Source organism: Tepidimonas thermarum, from assembly GCF_007556705.1.
In the GTDB taxonomy this organism is placed as follows: Bacteria; Pseudomonadota; Gammaproteobacteria; order Burkholderiales; family Burkholderiaceae_C; genus Tepidimonas; species Tepidimonas thermarum.
In genome coordinates, this window is the sequence record NZ_VJOL01000001.1 from 1 (window position 1) to 15,737 (window position 15,737).

Below are 15,737 nucleotides of genomic sequence, written 5' to 3' on the forward strand. Positions count from 1 at the left end.
TGTTGGCTTTGACTCGTTTCCACGCTTGCCGCAGGTTCTCTCTCGCCAGGACAGCTTGCAGCAGTCCCAGCCCTGTGTTCTCGGTGTCCTGTCGCGGGCTGGACGCTTCGTCGCTGACAGGATCACGCCCAGCTTCACCGTGCGCTATGCCCGCCCGCTCTGCTTGCGCAGACTTCTGACGCCTTGCTTCCAACATCGACATGGTCTCGAACACTTCTCCTCGTTCGGCCCTTCGCCCCAAACTGGCAGCTACTATGGCCTCTGCTGACTTCTCGCTCCGGCACAGGCCGTCGCCCTTTCAGGCATAAGGCGAGATCTCCCCGGGTAAGAACGCACTCCTTCGCTGCACAACCGCCGGATTTACGCCACTTCGCCTTGATCACAAGAGCTTCGCGAATTCATGCCCGCTCGCCCTGCTCCGCAGCGCCTTCTATCCGGTTCTTGTCCATCGGCTCGCAGCTTCGCTCCACGCTTCCTCCCCACAATCGGTCACCCTCTTGCAGTTGCGCTTCGCTTCGTTCGCTGTGATCAACTTACGGGAGGACTTTCACCTCCAAGAGTGCGCCCGTGCCGGGCGCACATGCAAAGGGCCGCCGATGCGGCGGCCCCAGGTGGCGGGCGGGATCAGTCGAGCCGGTAGTTGGGCGCTTCCTTGGTGATTTGCACGTCGTGCACGTGGCTTTCGCGGATGCCCGCTGCGGTGATCTGCACGAAGGCCGCGCGCTCGTGCAGTTCGTCAATGGTGGCGCAGCCGCAGTAGCCCAGGGCTGCGCGGATGCCCCCCGCCATCTGGAAGATGATGGCCACCACCGACCCCTTGTAGGGCACGCGGCCCTCGATGCCCTCGGGCACCAGCTTGTCGGCGTTGGGGTTGGCAGCCTCGTCGTTTTCCTGGAAGTAGCGGTCGGCGCTACCGGCTTTCATGGCGCCGATCGAGCCCATGCCGCGGTAGCTCTTGTAGCTGCGCCCCTGGTAGAGGATGACTTCGCCGGGGGCCTCCTCGGTGCCGGCGAACATGCCCCCCATCATCACCGTGTGCGCGCCGGCCGCCAGCGCCTTGGCGATGTCGCCGCTGTAGCGGATGCCGCCGTCGGCGATCAGCGGCACACCGGTGCCGCGCAATGCCGTGGCCACGTTGTCGATGGCGGTGATCTGCGGCACGCCCACCCCGGCGACGATGCGCGTGGTGCAAATCGAGCCCGGCCCGATACCGACCTTGACCGCATCGGCGCCCGCCTCGACCAACGCCCGCGCGGCCTCGCCTGTGGCGATGTTGCCGCCGATGACCTGCACCTGCGGGTAGTGCTGTTTGACCCAGCGCACCCGATCCAGCACGCCTTGGCTGTGGCCGTGCGCGGTGTCAACCACGATGGCATCGACCCCGGCTTTGACCAGGGCTTCCACGCGTTCCTCGGTGCCGGGGCCGACGCCCACGGCGGCGCCGACGCGCAGGCGGCCGTTTTCGTCGCGCGCGGCATTGGGGAAGTTGAGCTGCTTGGTGATGTCCTTGACCGTGATCAGGCCCTTGAGTTCGAAGGCGTCGTTGACGACCAGCAAGCGCTCGAGCTTGTGCTTGTTGAGCAGCGCCTTGGCCGCCTCGGGCGTGGTGCCTTCGGGCACCGTGACCAGGCGCTCGCGCGGGGTCATGATTTCGCGCACCGGCGCGTCCATGCGCGTTTCAAAACGCAGGTCGCGGCCGGTGACGATGCCCACCACCCGGCCGTGCTCGACCACCGGAAAGCCCGAGACGCCCAGCTCATCCGAGAGCTTGACCACCTGCCGCACCGTGGTGTCGGGGGCGATGACCACGGGGTCGCGCAGCACCCCGGACTCGTAGCGCTTGACCTTGGCCACGTGCGCCGCCTGCTCCTGCACCGAGAGGTTTTTGTGGATGATGCCGATGCCACCCTCTTGCGCGATGGCAATGGCCAGCCGCGCCTCGGTGACGGTGTCCATGGCGGCGGACACCAGTGGCAGGTTGAGGGTGATGTCGCGCGTCAGGCGCGTGGCCAGCGATGTGTCCTTGGGCAGGACTTGAGAGTACGCAGGAACGAGCAGAACGTCGTCGAACGTCAGGGCTTTTCCGAGCAGGCGCATGGGGGAGCTCCAAAAACACTATTGTACGCGCCCGCTCCCATGGGAGCGCTGCGGCAGCGTGCGTTTACGGCGATCGGCCACCGGGCCGCCGCGCAAACAGACCCGCCGCCCGCGCGCCCTGCCGCGCAAACCGCTGGCGCCGTGCGACTTTGGGATCGACGCGCAGCGGGCGCGTGAGCTCCAGCCGATCCCCGTCGCGCAGCGCGGTGGTGGGCGACGCGCGCCGCCCCCAGATGCTCGCCGCCACGTCTGCATGGGGGTCGTCCACAGGGCCGACCACCCAGCCGGTGCGCGCCATCGCCTGCGCCACGGTCGCCCCGTCGGGCAGCTCCAACACCACCTCGTGCACGGTGCGCGGCGCGCTCGCCCAGACCACGGTCACCCGCACGTCATCCCCCATACACCTGATCGGCGCGTTTGACAAAGGCATCCACCAGCGTGTCGGCGATGCGGTCGAACACCGGGCCCACCAGCGCGGCCAGCACGCTGCTGGAAAAGCCGTAGGTCATCGTGAAGTCGATGCGGCAGGCACGCTGCGCGTCGCCGCCCACGGGGGTGAAAGTCCAATCGCCTTCGAGCTGGGAAAACGGCCCCTCGACCAGTTGCAGGTGGATACGGCGGTCGGGCTCGTGGACGTTGCGCGTGGTAAAGCTTTTGCGCACACCGCCAAAGGCCATGCCGATCGAGGCCACCATGCCGTCGGCGGTGCGCTCGAGCACCTGGCCGGAGGCGCACCAGGGCAGGAACTCCGGGTAACGTTGCACGTCGCTGACGAGCTCGAACATCTCGTGCGGGCTGTGCCAGACGAGCACGGACTTGCGGACGGTTTTCGGTTTCATACAATCGTCGGCCCTGCCCCGATTGTAGGTCCCATGTCGTCCAACACGTCCAAAACCCCCGCCGACAGCCGAATCGCCGAGAACAAAAAAGCGTTCTTCAACTACCACATCGAGGAACGCTACGAGGCCGGTGTCGTGCTGCAAGGGTGGGAGGTCAAAGCCATCCGTGAGGGCAAGGTGCAAATCACCGAAGGCTACGTCGTCGTGCGCGAGGGCGAGCTGTTTCTGATCGGCTGTCTGATCCACCCGCTGCGCAGCACGTCCACGCACATCCGCGCCGATGCCGACCGCACGCGCAAGCTGCTCATGCACAAGGCCGAGATCCGGCGTCTGATCGGCAAGGTGGAGCAAAAAGGCTACACGCTGGTGCCGCTCAACCTGCACTGGAAAAACGGCCGCGTCAAGTGCGACATCGCCCTGGCGCGCGGCAAGGCGCAGCACGACAAACGCGACACCATCAAGGAGCGCGAGGGCAAACGCGAGGTCGAGCGCGCCATGAAGCAGCGCCTGCGCTGAACCACCCGCCCCTGCCCTGTATCGCCGGGCGGGCGTGTGTGCGGCCCGGGCAGGCGCCGGCATGCGTCGCCGCCCCGCGTGTCAGCGCACCATCAACGCAAATCGCGCAGCGGATGGGCGTGCGCCGGCCACGGGCTGGCAAAAAACGGCTCGACCATGGCCGTGGTCACGTCGTCGATGCGTGCGGGGTTCCAGCGCGGGGCGTGGTCTTTGTCCACCGCCAGCGCGCGTATGCCTTCGACGGTTTCGCTCTGCGCCGGGGTGCGCCCCAGATGGTGCGGGTGAAAGCAGTGCCGCACCAGGTCGCGCTCCATGCGCAGCACGTCGGCCAGCGCCATGCCGCGCGCGCGCCGGATTTGCGCCAGCACGACGTGCAGCATCAACGGGCTGCGCTGGTGCAGCAGCGCCAGGGTTTGCGTGGCAGCTTCGGTGCCGGCGCGGTCCAGCGCGGCCACGATGGCAGGCACGGTGTCGGCCGCAAAGGCCGCGTCGAGCTCCGGCGCCAACGGGGCCACCGTGCGCGCCTGCGCGTGCTGCCAGCCGGCGCGGCGTGTCCATTCAGCCCACGCCGCCTCGAACGCGGCGGGGCTGTTCGCGCTCAGCGTACCCAGCGCCTCCCAGGCGCGCGGCAGATCGGCAGATGGCGCGGCCACGTCGGCCAGTCCCCACGACAGCGCCGCGTGCGCGCCGATCACGGTGCCCGTCAAGCCCAGGTATTCACCCACGTGCCCTGGGCAGCGGGCCAGGAAGTGACCCCCGCCCACGTCGGGGAAGAGCCCGATGTTGGTCTCGGGCATGGCCATCTTGGTGCGCTCGGTGACGATGCGGCAACGCCCGCCCTGGCTGATGCCCATGCCGCCGCCCATCACCACCCCGTCCATGAACGCGAGGTACGGTTTGGGGTAGGTGTAGATGAGGTGGTTGAGGGCGTATTCCTCGGTAAAAAAGTCCTCCAGACGCGCATCGCCCGCCAGCGCCGCCTGGTGGAAGAAGCGGATGTCGCCGCCGGCGCAAAACGCGCCGAAGGGCCCGTCCTTGCCCATGCCGCGCACCGCCACCGCCACCACGGTGGGGTCGTCACGCCAGGCCCGCAACGCCTCGGTGAGCGCGCGCACCATGCCCAGGTCCAGCGCATTGAGGGCCTTGGGCCGCTCCAGCGTGATGCGCCCAACGCCATTGGGCGTGCGTTCGATGCGGACGAAATCGCTCCAGGGTGAGGTCATGGATGTGTCTCCTACCGATAGGTCAACCACAGATGGGTCAGCAATGCCCCCAGCACGAGGGCGCCGCCTTGCCAGACGGCTGGCGTGGGCACCTCACCGGCGCCGAGCCAGGCCAGCACGATGCCAAACAGGACTTCCAGCAACGCCAGCAGCGACACCTCCGCGGGCGGCAACGCGCGCGCGCACACGACGGCCAACACACACGGCACGGCCAGTTGCCACAGGCCCAGCCCGGCCAACCAGGCCACGTCGTGTGCGCTCGCGCGCAGCGGCCACGCCAGGGGCAGGGTTAGGGCGGCGGACAGCAACGCGCCGATCAACACCGCCGGCACCAAGTCCACGCCGCGGCCCTGCCGCTGGCTGCGCTGCACCAGGTTCCAATTGAAGGCACCGCCCAACGGCGCGCCCAGCGCCACCAGGCTGCCCAGCCAGCCGCCCTCCCCCAGCTGGCGCGCAAACATCCAGGCGATGCCCGCCCCTGCCACCCCAATGGCACCCCACGTCGACCGTGCCAGCCGCTGTCCAAAGAACAGGCGCGAAACCAAGGCGGTCAACAACGGGCCGGCGGCCAGCGTGATCAGCACATTGGCCACGCTGGTCAGCGCCAGCGCAACCATGAACGCCGTGAACATGACCGCCCAGCACACGCCCGAGACCCACAGCGTGCGCCCAACGCTGGCGATGCGCCGCCACACGCCCCAGCCTTGCCACGCGGGCAGGATCAGCGCCAGCGACAACGCGGTAAACGCGCTGCGCCAAAAGGTGATTTCAAACGCCTGCGCCTGCTCGAGCTGCCGGGTGACGACGCCCGCCGTCGCCCACAACAGCGTCACCACCACCATGAGGGCGACGGCCTGCCCGTGGCGCAGCGTCATGCGCCTTCCCGGGCAGCGCGTTTGCGCTCGTGCTCTTTGAGGTGGCGCTTGCGCAACCGGATGCTCTTGGGCGTGATTTCCACCAGCTCATCGTCCTCGATGAACTCGACCGCGAATTCCAGCGTCAGCTCGATCGGGGGCGTGAGCTTGATCGCTTCGTCCTTGCCGCTGGCGCGGAAGTTGGTCAGCTGCTTGGTGCGCACCGGGTTGACGACGAGGTCGTTGTCGCGGCTGTGGATGCCCACGATCATCCCCTCGTACACCGGATCGCCGGGTTTGACGAACATGCGGCCGCGATCGTCGAGCTTGCCCAGCGCGTAGGCGACGATCTCGCCATCATCCTGGCTGATGAGCACGCCATTTTTGCGGCTGGCGATTTCGCCCTTGTACGGCTCATAGCCGTCAAAGATGTTGGACATCAGCCCGGTGCCGCGCGTGAGGTTGAGAAATTCGGTCTGAAAACCGATCAGCCCGCGCGCGGGGATGCGGTACTCCAGGCGCACCCGACCGCGGCCGTCGGGCTCCATGTTGACGAGCTCGCCCTTGCGCTCGCCCAGCGCCTGCATCACCGCGCCCTGGTGTTGCTCTTCGACATCGACGGTGAGCAGCTCGATGGGCTCGTGGCGCACGCCGTCGATCTCCTGCCACACCACGCGCGGCTTGGACACCGCCAGCTCGTAGCCCTCACGGCGCATGTTTTCCAGCAGGATCGTCAGGTGCAGCTCGCCACGGCCGCTGACCTCGAAGACACCGTCTTCCGCCGTCTCGCGCACGCGTAACGCGACGTTGCTTTGCAGCTCGCGCTGCAGCCGGTCCCAAATCTGGCGGCTGGTGACGAACTTGCCCTCACGCCCCGCCAACGGCGAGGTGTTGACGCAAAAATTCATCGTCAGCGTCGGCTCGTCCACCTTGAGCATGGGCAGCGGCTGCGGCTGCAGCGGATCGCACACGGTCACGCCGATGCCGATGTCTTCGATGCCGTTGATGAGCACGATGTCACCGGGGCCGGCGCTGTCGGCCAGCACGCGCTCCAGGCCCTGGAAGGTCAGGACCTGGTTGATGCGACCTTTGCGGCGCGGGCCCTCGGCCCCTTCGCACACCAACACCTCCATGCCGGGGCGGAGGGTGCCGGCGTTGATGCGGCCTACGCCGATGCGACCGACATAGGACGAGTAGTCCAACGAGGATATTTGCAGCTGCAGCGGCGCGCTTGCGTCGCCCTGGTGCGCGGGCACGTGGCGCAGGATGGTCTCGAACAGCGGCGCCATGTCGGTGCCCCAGGCCTGGCCCGGCTCCCCCTCGGTCAGCGACGCCCAGCCGTTGAGGCCCGAGGCGTAGACCACCGGAAAATCCAGCTGCTCGTCGGTGGCGCCCAGCTTGTCAAACAGGTCGAAGGCGGCGTTGATGACGTAGTCGGGCCGTGCGCCGGGCTTGTCCACCTTGTTGACGACGACGATGGGCTTGAGGCCCAACGCCAGCGCCTTCTTGGTCACAAAGCGCGTCTGTGGCATCGGCCCCTCCTGGGCGTCGATGAGCAGCAGCACGCCGTCGACCATCGACAGCGCGCGCTCGACCTCGCCGCCAAAGTCGGCGTGTCCCGGCGTGTCGACGATGTTGATGTGGGTGCCCTGCCAGCGCACCGCGCAGTTCTTGGCCAGGATGGTGATGCCGCGCTCGCGCTCGAGGTCGTTGCTGTCCATCACCCGCTCGCCGACCGCCTGATTTTCGCGGAAGGTGCCGGATTGGCGCAGCAACTGATCCACCAGGGTGGTTTTGCCGTGGTCGACGTGGGCGATGATGGCGATGTTGCGGATGGCTCGGGTCATGATGCCGTTTGTTGGAGATATTGGGAAATTTCGGTCGGTGCCAGCAGCCGCAGGGGGATCAGCTCGCCCCTCACGCAGCGCGCCGTGCCCAACAGCGCCCGCGGGCGCTGCGCAAAGACGGCCACCAGTGGCGCGGGCGGCCACGGTCCGCGTCGGCGCAGCCCACTCAAAAAGCGGCCCGCCTCGCGCTCGTCGAGCTGCACCTGCGGCACACCTGGCAACAGCGCCTCGGGTGGCAGCAGTACGCGCAGCCGCTGCGCGGGCGACAGGGCTTGCAACCCCTCCAGCGTGATGGCCTGCGCCAGCGACAGTCCGCCGGTGTCCGTGCGCCGCAGCGCGGTCAAATGCGCCCCGCAGCCCAGCGCCGCACCGATGTCCTCGGCCAGGGTGCGCACGTAGGTGCCCTTGCTGCAGCGCACCTGCAACCGCAGCGCGGTGGGGTCGTCCGCCACGGGCGCCAGCGTCAACGCGTGGATGGTCACCTGGCGCGGTGCGCGCTCGACCACCACGCCGGCGCGTGCGTACTCGTAGAGCGCCCTGCCCTCTTTTTTGAGGGCGCTGTGCATGGGTGGGATCTGCTCGATCACGCCGGTAAAGCGCTGCGCCAGCGCCGCCAGCCGCTGCGGGCACAGCGCGTCGGGGTCCACGGCGGCGGTGGCGACGACCTCGCCCTCGGCATCGCCGGTGGTCGTGCGCACGCCTAGGCGCAGCGTGGCGTCGTAGGCTTTGTCGGCGTCGAGCTGCAGTTGGGCAAATTTGGTGGCCGCGCCCAAGCAGACCGGCAGCAGGCCGCTGGCCAGCGGGTCGAGCGTGCCGGTATGCCCAGCCTTTTCGGCGGCCAGCAGCCACTTGACCTTGGACACCGCCGCCTGCGCCGACAGGCCCACGGGCTTGTCCAACAGCAGCACCCCATGCACGGGGCGCCGCGGCACCCGTGCACGGGGCTCGGCCGTCATGTCGCGTCCTCGTCCTTGCCGCGCGAGGCGATGGCTTTGGCGATCAGCGCGTTCATGTCAGCGGCGCGCTCGATCGAGCGGTCGTAGATGAAGTGCAGCGTCGGCACGGTGTGGATGTGCAGCCGCTTGAACAGCGCATTGCGCAAAAAGCCCGCGCCTTGGTTGAGCGCTTCTTCCGTTTGCTGGGGATCGCCCACCAGCACGCTGAAGTACACCCTGGCGTGCGCGTAGTCGGGCGTGACCTCCACGGCCTGGATGGTGACCATCCCCACGCGCGGGTCCTTGAGCTCGCGCGGGATCAGCTCGCTGAGGTCGCGCTGGATTTGGTCGGCCACTTTCAAGCCGCGGTTGGGGCCTTTTTTGGGCGCCATGGCCACTCCTTACAGCGTGCGCGCGACTTCCTTGATCTCGAAGAACTCCAGCATATCGCCTTCCTTGATGTCGCTGTAGTTCTTGAGCTTGATGCCGCACTCGAAGCCTTCCTTGACCTCGCGCACGTCGTCCTTGAAGCGCTTGAGCGATTCGAGCTCGCCCGTGTAGACGACCACGTTGTCGCGGATGAGGCGGAAATGCGCGCTGCGCGTGACGTAACCCTGCGTGACCATGCAGCCGGCCACGGTACCAATCTTGGACGCCACGAACACGCTGCGGATTTCGGCCATGCCGATGACTTCCTCGCGCTTTTCCGGCGAGAGCAGACCGGCCATCGCGGCTTTGAGGTCGTCGACCGCGTCGTAGATGATGTTGTAGTAGCGGATCTCGACGTCGGCCGCCTCGGCCGCTTTGCGCGCGTTGGCGTCGGCGCGCACGTTGAAGCCGATGATGATCGCCTTGGAGGCGATTGCCAGGTTGACGTCGGACTCGCTGATGCCGCCCACGCCCGCATAGACGAGCTGCACGCGCACTTCGTCGGTGGAGAGCTTGAGCAGCGCGGCCGAGAGCGCCTCCTGCGAGCCCTGCACGTCGGCCTTGATGATGATGGGCAGGGTCTTGACCTCGCCCGCCGTCATCTCGGCAAACATGTTTTCCAGCTTGGCCGCCTGCTGCTTGGCCAGCTTGGTGCTGCGGTACTTGCCGGCGCGGTAGGTGGCGATTTCGCGCGCACGGCGCTCGTCGGCCATGACCATGAACTCATCGCCCGCCAGCGGCACCTCGGCCAAGCCCTGGATTTCCACCGGAATGGAGGGACCGGCCTCCTTGACCGGACGGCCGTTTTCGTCGAGCATGGCGCGCACGCGGCCGTAGGTCTGGCCCGCCAGCACCACATCCCCGACGCGCAGCGTGCCCGACTGCACCAGGGCGGTGGCCACCGGACCGCGCCCCTTGTCCAGCCGTGCCTCGATCACCAGGCCCTTGGCCTTGGCGTCGACCGGCGCCTTGAGCTCCAGCACCTCGGCTTGCAGCAGCACGTTTTCCAGCAGCTCGTCGATGCCTTGACCGGTCTTGGACGACACGCCAATGAACGGCGAGTCGCCACCGTACTCCTCGGGCACCACTTCTTCGGCGACCAGCTCCTGCTTGACTTTCTCGGGGTTGGCGTCGGGCTTGTCGATTTTGGTCAGCGCCACCACGATCGGCACCCCGGCCGCCTTGGCGTGCTTGATGGCTTCGCGCGTTTGCGGCATGACGCCGTCGTCCGCCGCCACCACCAGGATGACGATGTCGGTGGCCTGCGCGCCGCGGGCACGCATCGCGGTGAAGGCCTCGTGACCCGGTGTGTCCAGGAACGTGACGACACCGCGCGGCGTCTCCACGTGGTAGGCGCCGATGTGCTGGGTGATGCCGCCCGCCTCGCCCGCGGCCACCTTGGCGCGACGGATGTAGTCGAGCAGCGAGGTCTTGCCGTGGTCCACGTGGCCCATGACGGTGACCACGGGCGGGCGCGGCACGGGCTCGCCCTGGTAGAGCACCGCTTCGTCTTCCGAAAACGCCTCGGGGTCGTCCAGGGCCGCCGCCACCGCCTTGTGGCCCAACTCCTCGACGACGATCATGGCCGTGTCCTGGTCCAGCGACTGGTTGATGGTGACCATCTGGCCCAGTTTCATCAGCACCTTGATGACTTCCGAGGCTTTGACCGCCATCTTGTGCGCAAGCTCGGCCACGGTGATGGTCTCGGGCACATGCACCTCGAGCGCGCGCTGCTCCACCGCCGGTGCGGCCGATGCGCGATCGTCCCGGTCCGAGCGGCCCGGTTTGCCCTTGGGGCCAGCACGCCAGCCGCCAGCGCCCCGCGCCCCCGCGGCGTCACCACGGGTCTTGAGCTCTTTTTTCTTGCCCGCCTCGTCCTTCCACGACGACGACAGCGCCTCGGACTTGACTTCCTTCTTGGCCGTGGGCGCAGCGCCGCCCGCGCTGCGCGCAGGGGTGCCCGCCGGTTTGTGCAGCGTGCCCTTGATGGCCGGCTTGGCTTCGGCGGCGGGCTTGGGCTCCTCCGGCTTTTTGGCCACGAGCACCTTGCGCGGCTGTGCCATCATGGCGCGAATCGCTTCCGCTTCCGCCAGTGCCTTGCGGCGGCGCTCTTCCAGCTCGCGGGCGCGCGCTTCCTCGGCGGCGCGCTCGGCAGCCAGCCGTGCTTGCTCTTCGGCCCGGCGCTGGGCGGCTTCATCAGCCGCCGGCGCTGACGGGGTGGTGGGTGTTTCGTTGGCGGGCGTCTGCGCAGCCGGCGTGTCGGTAGCCGGCTGGGCCGCTTGGGCATCGGCCTGGCGGGCTGCTGCGGCTTCGCGCTCGGCGCGCTCGCGCGCGGCCGCCTCGCGCGCCAGGCGCGCTTCTTCGGCGGCGCGCGCTTCGGCTTCCTCGCGTTCGCGGCGTTTGCGCGCCAGCGCCTCCTCTTCTTGGCGCAGCCGCTCGGCTTGCAGGCGCGCTTCTTCCTCGCGCCGCGCCAGCTCCGCAGCACGCGCCGCTTCCTCGGCCTCTTCCTGCGCCGCCACCGCCGGGGCCGCCACGCCTTCATCGTCGCGTTTGACGAACGTGCGCTTCTTTCGCACCTCCACCTGGATAGTGCGCGCACGCCCGGTGGCGTCGGCCTGTTTGATTTCCGTCGTCGAGCGCTTGGTCAGCGTGATCTTGCGCCGCTCTTGCCCCGCGTGGCCATGCGCTGCCTTGAGGTACGCGAGCAGGGCCTGCTTGTCCCCTTCGGTGACAGGATCGGCGCCCCCCCGCTTGTGCACGCCGGCGGCGGCCAGCTGCTCCAGCAGCAGGGAGACGGGTTTGTTCAATTCAGCGGCAAATTCGGCGACAGTGTTACTCGACATACGGTGTCCTTCTCCTCGGCAGGGCTGCTCACGAACGCGCGGGTGACGATGCGTCGTCAGCGAACCAGTGTTCGCGCGCCTTCATGATCAGGGCCGTCGCTTCTTCGCGGCTTTGTCCCGTGATTTCCATCAATTCGTCGACGGCCAAATCGGCCAGATCGTCGAGCGTGTGCACGCCGGCTTCGGCGAGCTTGGCGATCAGGTCGGTGGTCAAACCGTCGAGCTCGCGCAGATCCTGCGAGACCTCTTCGACGCTTTCTTCCTTGGCGATTTCCAGCGTCAGCAGCGCGTCCTTGGCACGCGCGCGCAGTTCGTTGACGGTGTCCTCGTCGAAGGCCTCGATGTCGAGCATTTCCTGCAGCGGCACATAGGCCACTTCCTCGAGGCTGGTAAAGCCCTCCTCGATCAGGATGTCGGCGATTTCCTCGTCGACGTCGAGCTTGCTCATGAACAGCTCGCGCAGCGCCTGGCGCTCCTGCGCCTGCTTGGCCGCCGACTCCTCGGCCGTCATGATGTTGATCTTCCAGCCCGTCAGCTCGGAGGCCAGCCGCACGTTTTGGCCACCGCGGCCGATGGCGATGGCGAGGTTTTCCTCATCGACGACCACGTCCATGGCGTGCCGTTCTTCGTCGACGACGATGGACTGCACGTTGGCCGGGGCCAGCGCGCCAATGACAAACTGCGCCGGGTCGTCGCTCCACAGCACGATGTCCACCCGCTCGCCCGAGAGCTCGTTGGTGACGGCATTGACGCGCGAGCCGCGCACGCCCACACAGGTGCCGATGGGGTCGATGCGGCGGTCGTGCGAGAGCACCGCGATCTTGGCGCGGCTGCCGGGATCGCGCGCGCATGCCTTGATCTCCAGCAGCCCCTGCTCGATCTCCGGGACCTCTTGGCGAAACAGCTCGATCATGAAAGCCGGCGCGGCGCGCGAGAGCAAAATCGGCGCACCCCGCAGGGTGGGATCGACCTCGATGATGAGCGCGCGCACACGATCGCCCGAGCGGAAGTTTTCCTTCGGGATCATCTCGCTACGCTTGAGCCGCCCTTCGACGCGACCGCTTTCGACGATCACATCGCCCTTGTCCAGCCGCTTGACGGTGCCCACGAAAATCTTGTCGCCACGCGACAGAAAGTCGTTGAGCAGCATTTCGCGCTCGGCGTCGCGGATTTTTTGCAGGATGACCTGCTTGGCCGCCATGGCGCCGATGCGGCCAATGGGCACGCTCTCGATGCGTTTTTCGATGTAGTCGCCGACCTGTATGCCCGGGTGGTCCTCGACCGCGTCGGAGTACAGCTCCTCGGCATCCGGGTTTTGCAGGCCGGCCTCATCGGGCACCACCTTCCAGCGCTGGAAGGTTTCGTAGGCACCGGTATCCGGGTCGATCGACACGCGCACGTCCACCTCGCCGCCAAGCAACTTTTTGGTCGCCGACGCGAGGGCCGATTCCACCGCGCCCAACACGACGCGCGGCTCCACGTTCTTCTCGCGCGAGATGGCATCGATCAACATCAACATTTCGCGGTTCATTGCTTTGGCCTGCCTTTCACTGCCTGCGTACTCTTTTATGCGTTGTCGGCGGCGTCGCGCGGGCGACGCCCCTTGAAATCCACGATCGGGGCCAGACGCGCCTCGCGCACCTCGTCGAGCGTAAAACCCAGCACCTGCACCACCTGCGGCTCAGCCCGCCGGCGCGGCGCGCCGCGCTGCGGCTGGGCGGGCGCGTCCTCGACCCACTCCAGCCGCCAGGTGCCGGGCGCATCGCCCTGGCGCAACACGCCACGAAACTTCTTGCGCGACGGCGCCACGGCCCCCTGCCCGGCCGCGCCGATAGGCGCGCGCAGCGTCAGGTCCACCACCTCGCCCACGAAGCGCTGGTAGTCGCGCGCATGGCGCAGCGGCCGGTCGATGCCGGGCGAGCCGACTTCCAGCCGCTTGTAGTCCACGCCCTCGACCTCCAGCACGTACTGGAGCTGCCGGGTGACGCGCTCGCAGTCCTCCACGGTGATGAAGCGCTCTTGCGGCAGCCCCGGCTCCCAGGGCCAATCGATGGTCACGCGCAGCAAACCACCGGCGGACCGCTCCAGATCCACCAACTCATACCCGAGCCCGACCACCGTCTGCTCTACCGCTTGCTGCCAGCCCATGTGTCCTTTCGTCGCCCCTGCGTCACCTGCTTGCCACCGCGCCCACCGCGGCACGCGGCCGCCCGGCCCCGTGCACGCCCCCAACGCGTTCGACCAAAAAAAATGGGCCGGTATGCACCCGCCCATTCGGTCGTGACTGGTCTATTCTAGCACTTTGGGTGAGAATGCGCATCCCACCCACGTCTTGCCACACCCGCCATGATCGACGTTTATACCTGGCCCACGCCCAATGGACACAAAGTTCACATCGCGCTGGAGGAGTGCGGCCTGCGTCTGGGGCGGGACTGGCGCGTGCACCCTATCGACATCGGCAAGGGCGACCAGTTCAGCCCGGCGTTTTTGCGCATCAGCCCCAACAACAAAATCCCCGCCATCGTCGACCCCGACGGCCCCGATGGCAAGCCGATCGCGATGTTCGAATCGGGGGCGATCCTGCTGTACCTGGCCAGCAAAACCGGCAAACTGTTGCCCCGGGGTGAGCGCCAGCGCTGGGAGGTGCTGCAGTGGCTGATGTTCCAGATGGGCGGGGTGGGGCCGATGCTGGGGCAGGCGCACCATTTTCGGCTCTATGCGCCCCAGAAGATCGACTACGCCATCGAACGCTACACACGCGAGGCGCAGCGCCTCTACGGCGTGATGGAGCGCCGCCTGCAAGCCAGCCCCTGGCTGGGCGGGCGCAGCTACAGCGTCGCCGACGTGGCCACGTTCCCCTGGGTGCGGTCGTGGCAGAACCAGGGGGTGAACCTGTCCGACTACCCAGCGGTGCAGGCGTGGTTCGAGCGCATTGCCGCGCGCCCTGCCGTCCAGCGCGGGCTGCAGGTGCTGGCCGATGCGCGCAAGCCCCTGGACGACCGCGCGCGGGCGGTGCTGTTTGGCAACGACGGTCGCGCCCAGGGGTAACGCCGGCAGGCCGGCGGGCAAGCCGGTACAATGCGGCTGTCGGACGTCGGAGCGTAGCGCAGTCTGGTAGCGCATCTGCTTTGGGAGCAGAGGGTCGAAGGTTCGAATCCTTTCGCTCCGACCACCCTTACACACAACCCCTGCCGTCCGTAGCTCAGCTGGATAGAGCAACGGCCTTCTAAGCCGTGGGTCGGGGGTTCGAGCCCCTCCGGACGGGCCAGCCACACGCACACCATTCACGACATGACCGTCACCATCAAGGACGCCGCAGGCATCGAAGGCATGCGCATCGCCGGCCGGCTGGCGGCCGAGGTGCTGGACTACCTGACGCCGTTTGTCCGCCCCGGCGTCACCACCAACGAGCTCGACCGCCTGGCGCACGACTACATCGTGCAGGTGCAAGGCGCGGTGCCGGCCCCGCTCAACTACGCACCCAACGGCTACACGCCCTACCCCAAAAGCATTTGCACCTCGGTCAACCACGTGGTGTGTCATGGCATCCCCAACGACAAACCGCTCAAAAAAGGCGACATCGTCAACATCGACGTCACCGTGATCAAGGACGGCTGGCACGGCGACACCAGCCGCATGTTTTTGGTGGGAGACGTGCCGCCGCACGCACGCCGGCTGTGCCAAATCACGTACGAAGCGATGTGGAAAGGCATCCAGCTGGTGCGCCCCGGCGTGCGCTTGGGCGACATCGGCCACGCCATTCAGACCTACGCCGAGGGTGCCGGCTACAGCGTCGTGCGTGAGTTTTGCGGCCATGGCATTGGCCGGCGCTTCCACGAGGACCCGCAGGTTTTGCACTATGGACGACCCGGCACGGGCATGGAGCTGCGGCCGGGCATGACCTTCACCATCGAGCCCATGATCAACCAGGGCCGGCGCGACATCCGCGAGCTGGGCGACGGTTGGACCATCGTCACCAAAGACCGCTCGCTGTCCGCGCAGTGGGAGCACACCGTGCTGTGCACCGACGACGGCTACGAGGTGCTGACCTGCTCGGCCGGCACACCGGCACCGCCTGCATTCGTCGCCGCAGCGCCCGCCGCCCCGCCGACGCCGGCCTGATCGGCGGGACGGCACGGTTCTTGCAAGTGGCG

At 67.6% G+C, this 15,737-nt stretch carries 14 protein-coding genes, 2 tRNA genes and 1 pseudogene; 5 read left to right on the forward strand and 12 right to left on the reverse strand.

What is annotated here, in order from left to right; translation table 11 throughout:
* The 4 genes and pseudogenes from Tther_RS13335 to Tther_RS00020 all read right to left on the reverse strand — a co-directional run.
* A pseudogene (locus tag Tther_RS13335) lies at window positions 1-214 on the reverse strand (group II intron reverse transcriptase/maturase); the annotation flags it as partial.
* A 410-nt stretch (window positions 215-624) separates the two neighbouring features.
* Window positions 625-2,097: an IMP dehydrogenase gene (gene guaB, locus Tther_RS00010; protein ID WP_143899582.1), complete on the reverse strand. Its 1,473-nt coding sequence runs from the start codon at window positions 2,095-2,097 to the stop codon at window positions 625-627.
* Between the two features lie 64 nt (window positions 2,098-2,161).
* A complete protein-coding gene (locus Tther_RS00015) occupies window positions 2,162-2,497 on the reverse strand; it encodes an RnfH family protein (RefSeq protein WP_143899584.1) in 336 nt (111 codons plus the stop codon).
* Window positions 2,487-2,936 carry a type II toxin-antitoxin system RatA family toxin gene (locus tag Tther_RS00020; RefSeq protein WP_143899586.1) on the reverse strand — a complete coding sequence of 150 codons (450 nt, stop codon included), beginning with the start codon at window positions 2,934-2,936 and terminating at the stop codon, window positions 2,487-2,489. The genes Tther_RS00015 and Tther_RS00020 overlap by 11 nt, the downstream gene beginning before the upstream one ends.
* A 33-nt stretch (window positions 2,937-2,969) precedes the next feature.
* Between Tther_RS00020 and smpB the strand changes: the two genes are divergently transcribed.
* Window positions 2,970-3,452 carry an SsrA-binding protein SmpB gene (smpB, locus tag Tther_RS00025; protein ID WP_143899588.1) on the forward strand — a complete coding sequence of 161 codons (483 nt, stop codon included), beginning with the start codon at window positions 2,970-2,972 and terminating at the stop codon, window positions 3,450-3,452.
* 92 nt (window positions 3,453-3,544) lie between these two features.
* Here smpB and Tther_RS00030 read toward each other — a convergent pair whose 3' ends face one another.
* The 8 genes from Tther_RS00030 to rimP are packed head-to-tail and all read right to left on the reverse strand — an operon-like array spanning window position 3,545 to window position 13,731.
* Window positions 3,545-4,675, reverse strand: coding sequence for an enoyl-CoA hydratase/isomerase family protein (locus Tther_RS00030; protein WP_143899590.1), 1,131 nt, complete (start codon window positions 4,673-4,675; stop codon window positions 3,545-3,547).
* Window positions 4,676-4,686: 11 nt separating this feature from the next.
* Window positions 4,687-5,550, reverse strand: coding sequence for a DMT family transporter (locus tag Tther_RS00035; RefSeq protein ID WP_143899592.1), 864 nt, complete (start codon window positions 5,548-5,550; stop codon window positions 4,687-4,689).
* The gene (gene typA / locus Tther_RS00040; protein ID WP_143899594.1) at window positions 5,547-7,376 is read right to left on the reverse strand and encodes a translational GTPase TypA; all 1,830 of its coding nucleotides are present in this window, start codon (window positions 7,374-7,376) and stop codon (window positions 5,547-5,549) included. The genes Tther_RS00035 and typA overlap by 4 nt, the downstream gene beginning before the upstream one ends.
* Window positions 7,373-8,332 carry a tRNA pseudouridine(55) synthase TruB gene (gene truB, locus Tther_RS00045; protein WP_143899596.1) on the reverse strand — a complete coding sequence of 320 codons (960 nt, stop codon included), beginning with the start codon at window positions 8,330-8,332 and terminating at the stop codon, window positions 7,373-7,375. Before truB ends, typA begins: the two co-directional genes overlap by 4 nt.
* The gene (gene rbfA, locus Tther_RS00050) at window positions 8,329-8,703 is read right to left on the reverse strand and encodes a 30S ribosome-binding factor RbfA (RefSeq protein WP_143899598.1); all 375 of its coding nucleotides are present in this window, start codon (window positions 8,701-8,703) and stop codon (window positions 8,329-8,331) included. The genes truB and rbfA overlap by 4 nt, the downstream gene beginning before the upstream one ends.
* Before the next feature lie 9 nt (window positions 8,704-8,712).
* Entirely contained in the window at window positions 8,713-11,583 is a 2,871-nt protein-coding gene (infB, locus tag Tther_RS00055) for a translation initiation factor IF-2 (protein ID WP_143899600.1), read from the reverse strand.
* Window positions 11,584-11,611: 28 nt separating this feature from the next.
* Window positions 11,612-13,114, reverse strand: a complete 1,503-nt coding sequence (gene nusA / locus Tther_RS00060) for a transcription termination factor NusA (RefSeq protein WP_143899602.1) — start codon at window positions 13,112-13,114, stop codon at window positions 11,612-11,614.
* Between the two features lie 35 nt (window positions 13,115-13,149).
* Entirely contained in the window at window positions 13,150-13,731 is a 582-nt protein-coding gene (gene rimP, locus Tther_RS00065; RefSeq protein WP_143899604.1) for a ribosome maturation factor RimP, read from the reverse strand.
* Between the two features lie 198 nt (window positions 13,732-13,929).
* On the opposite strand from rimP, the gene Tther_RS00070 reads away from it, so the two are divergent.
* The 4 genes from Tther_RS00070 (at window position 13,930) to map (ending at window position 15,705) form a co-directional block, all read left to right on the forward strand.
* A complete protein-coding gene (locus Tther_RS00070; protein ID WP_143899606.1) occupies window positions 13,930-14,631 on the forward strand; it encodes a glutathione binding-like protein in 702 nt (233 codons plus the stop codon).
* A gap of 47 nt (window positions 14,632-14,678) precedes the next feature.
* Window positions 14,679-14,755 (forward strand) — tRNA-Pro (locus Tther_RS00075).
* Between the two features lie 19 nt (window positions 14,756-14,774).
* A tRNA-Arg gene (locus Tther_RS00080) sits at window positions 14,775-14,851 on the forward strand.
* Between the two features lie 23 nt (window positions 14,852-14,874).
* Window positions 14,875-15,705, forward strand: coding sequence for a type I methionyl aminopeptidase (gene map, locus Tther_RS00085; protein WP_143899608.1), 831 nt, complete (start codon window positions 14,875-14,877; stop codon window positions 15,703-15,705).
* Window positions 15,706-15,737: the final 32 nt, after the last annotated feature.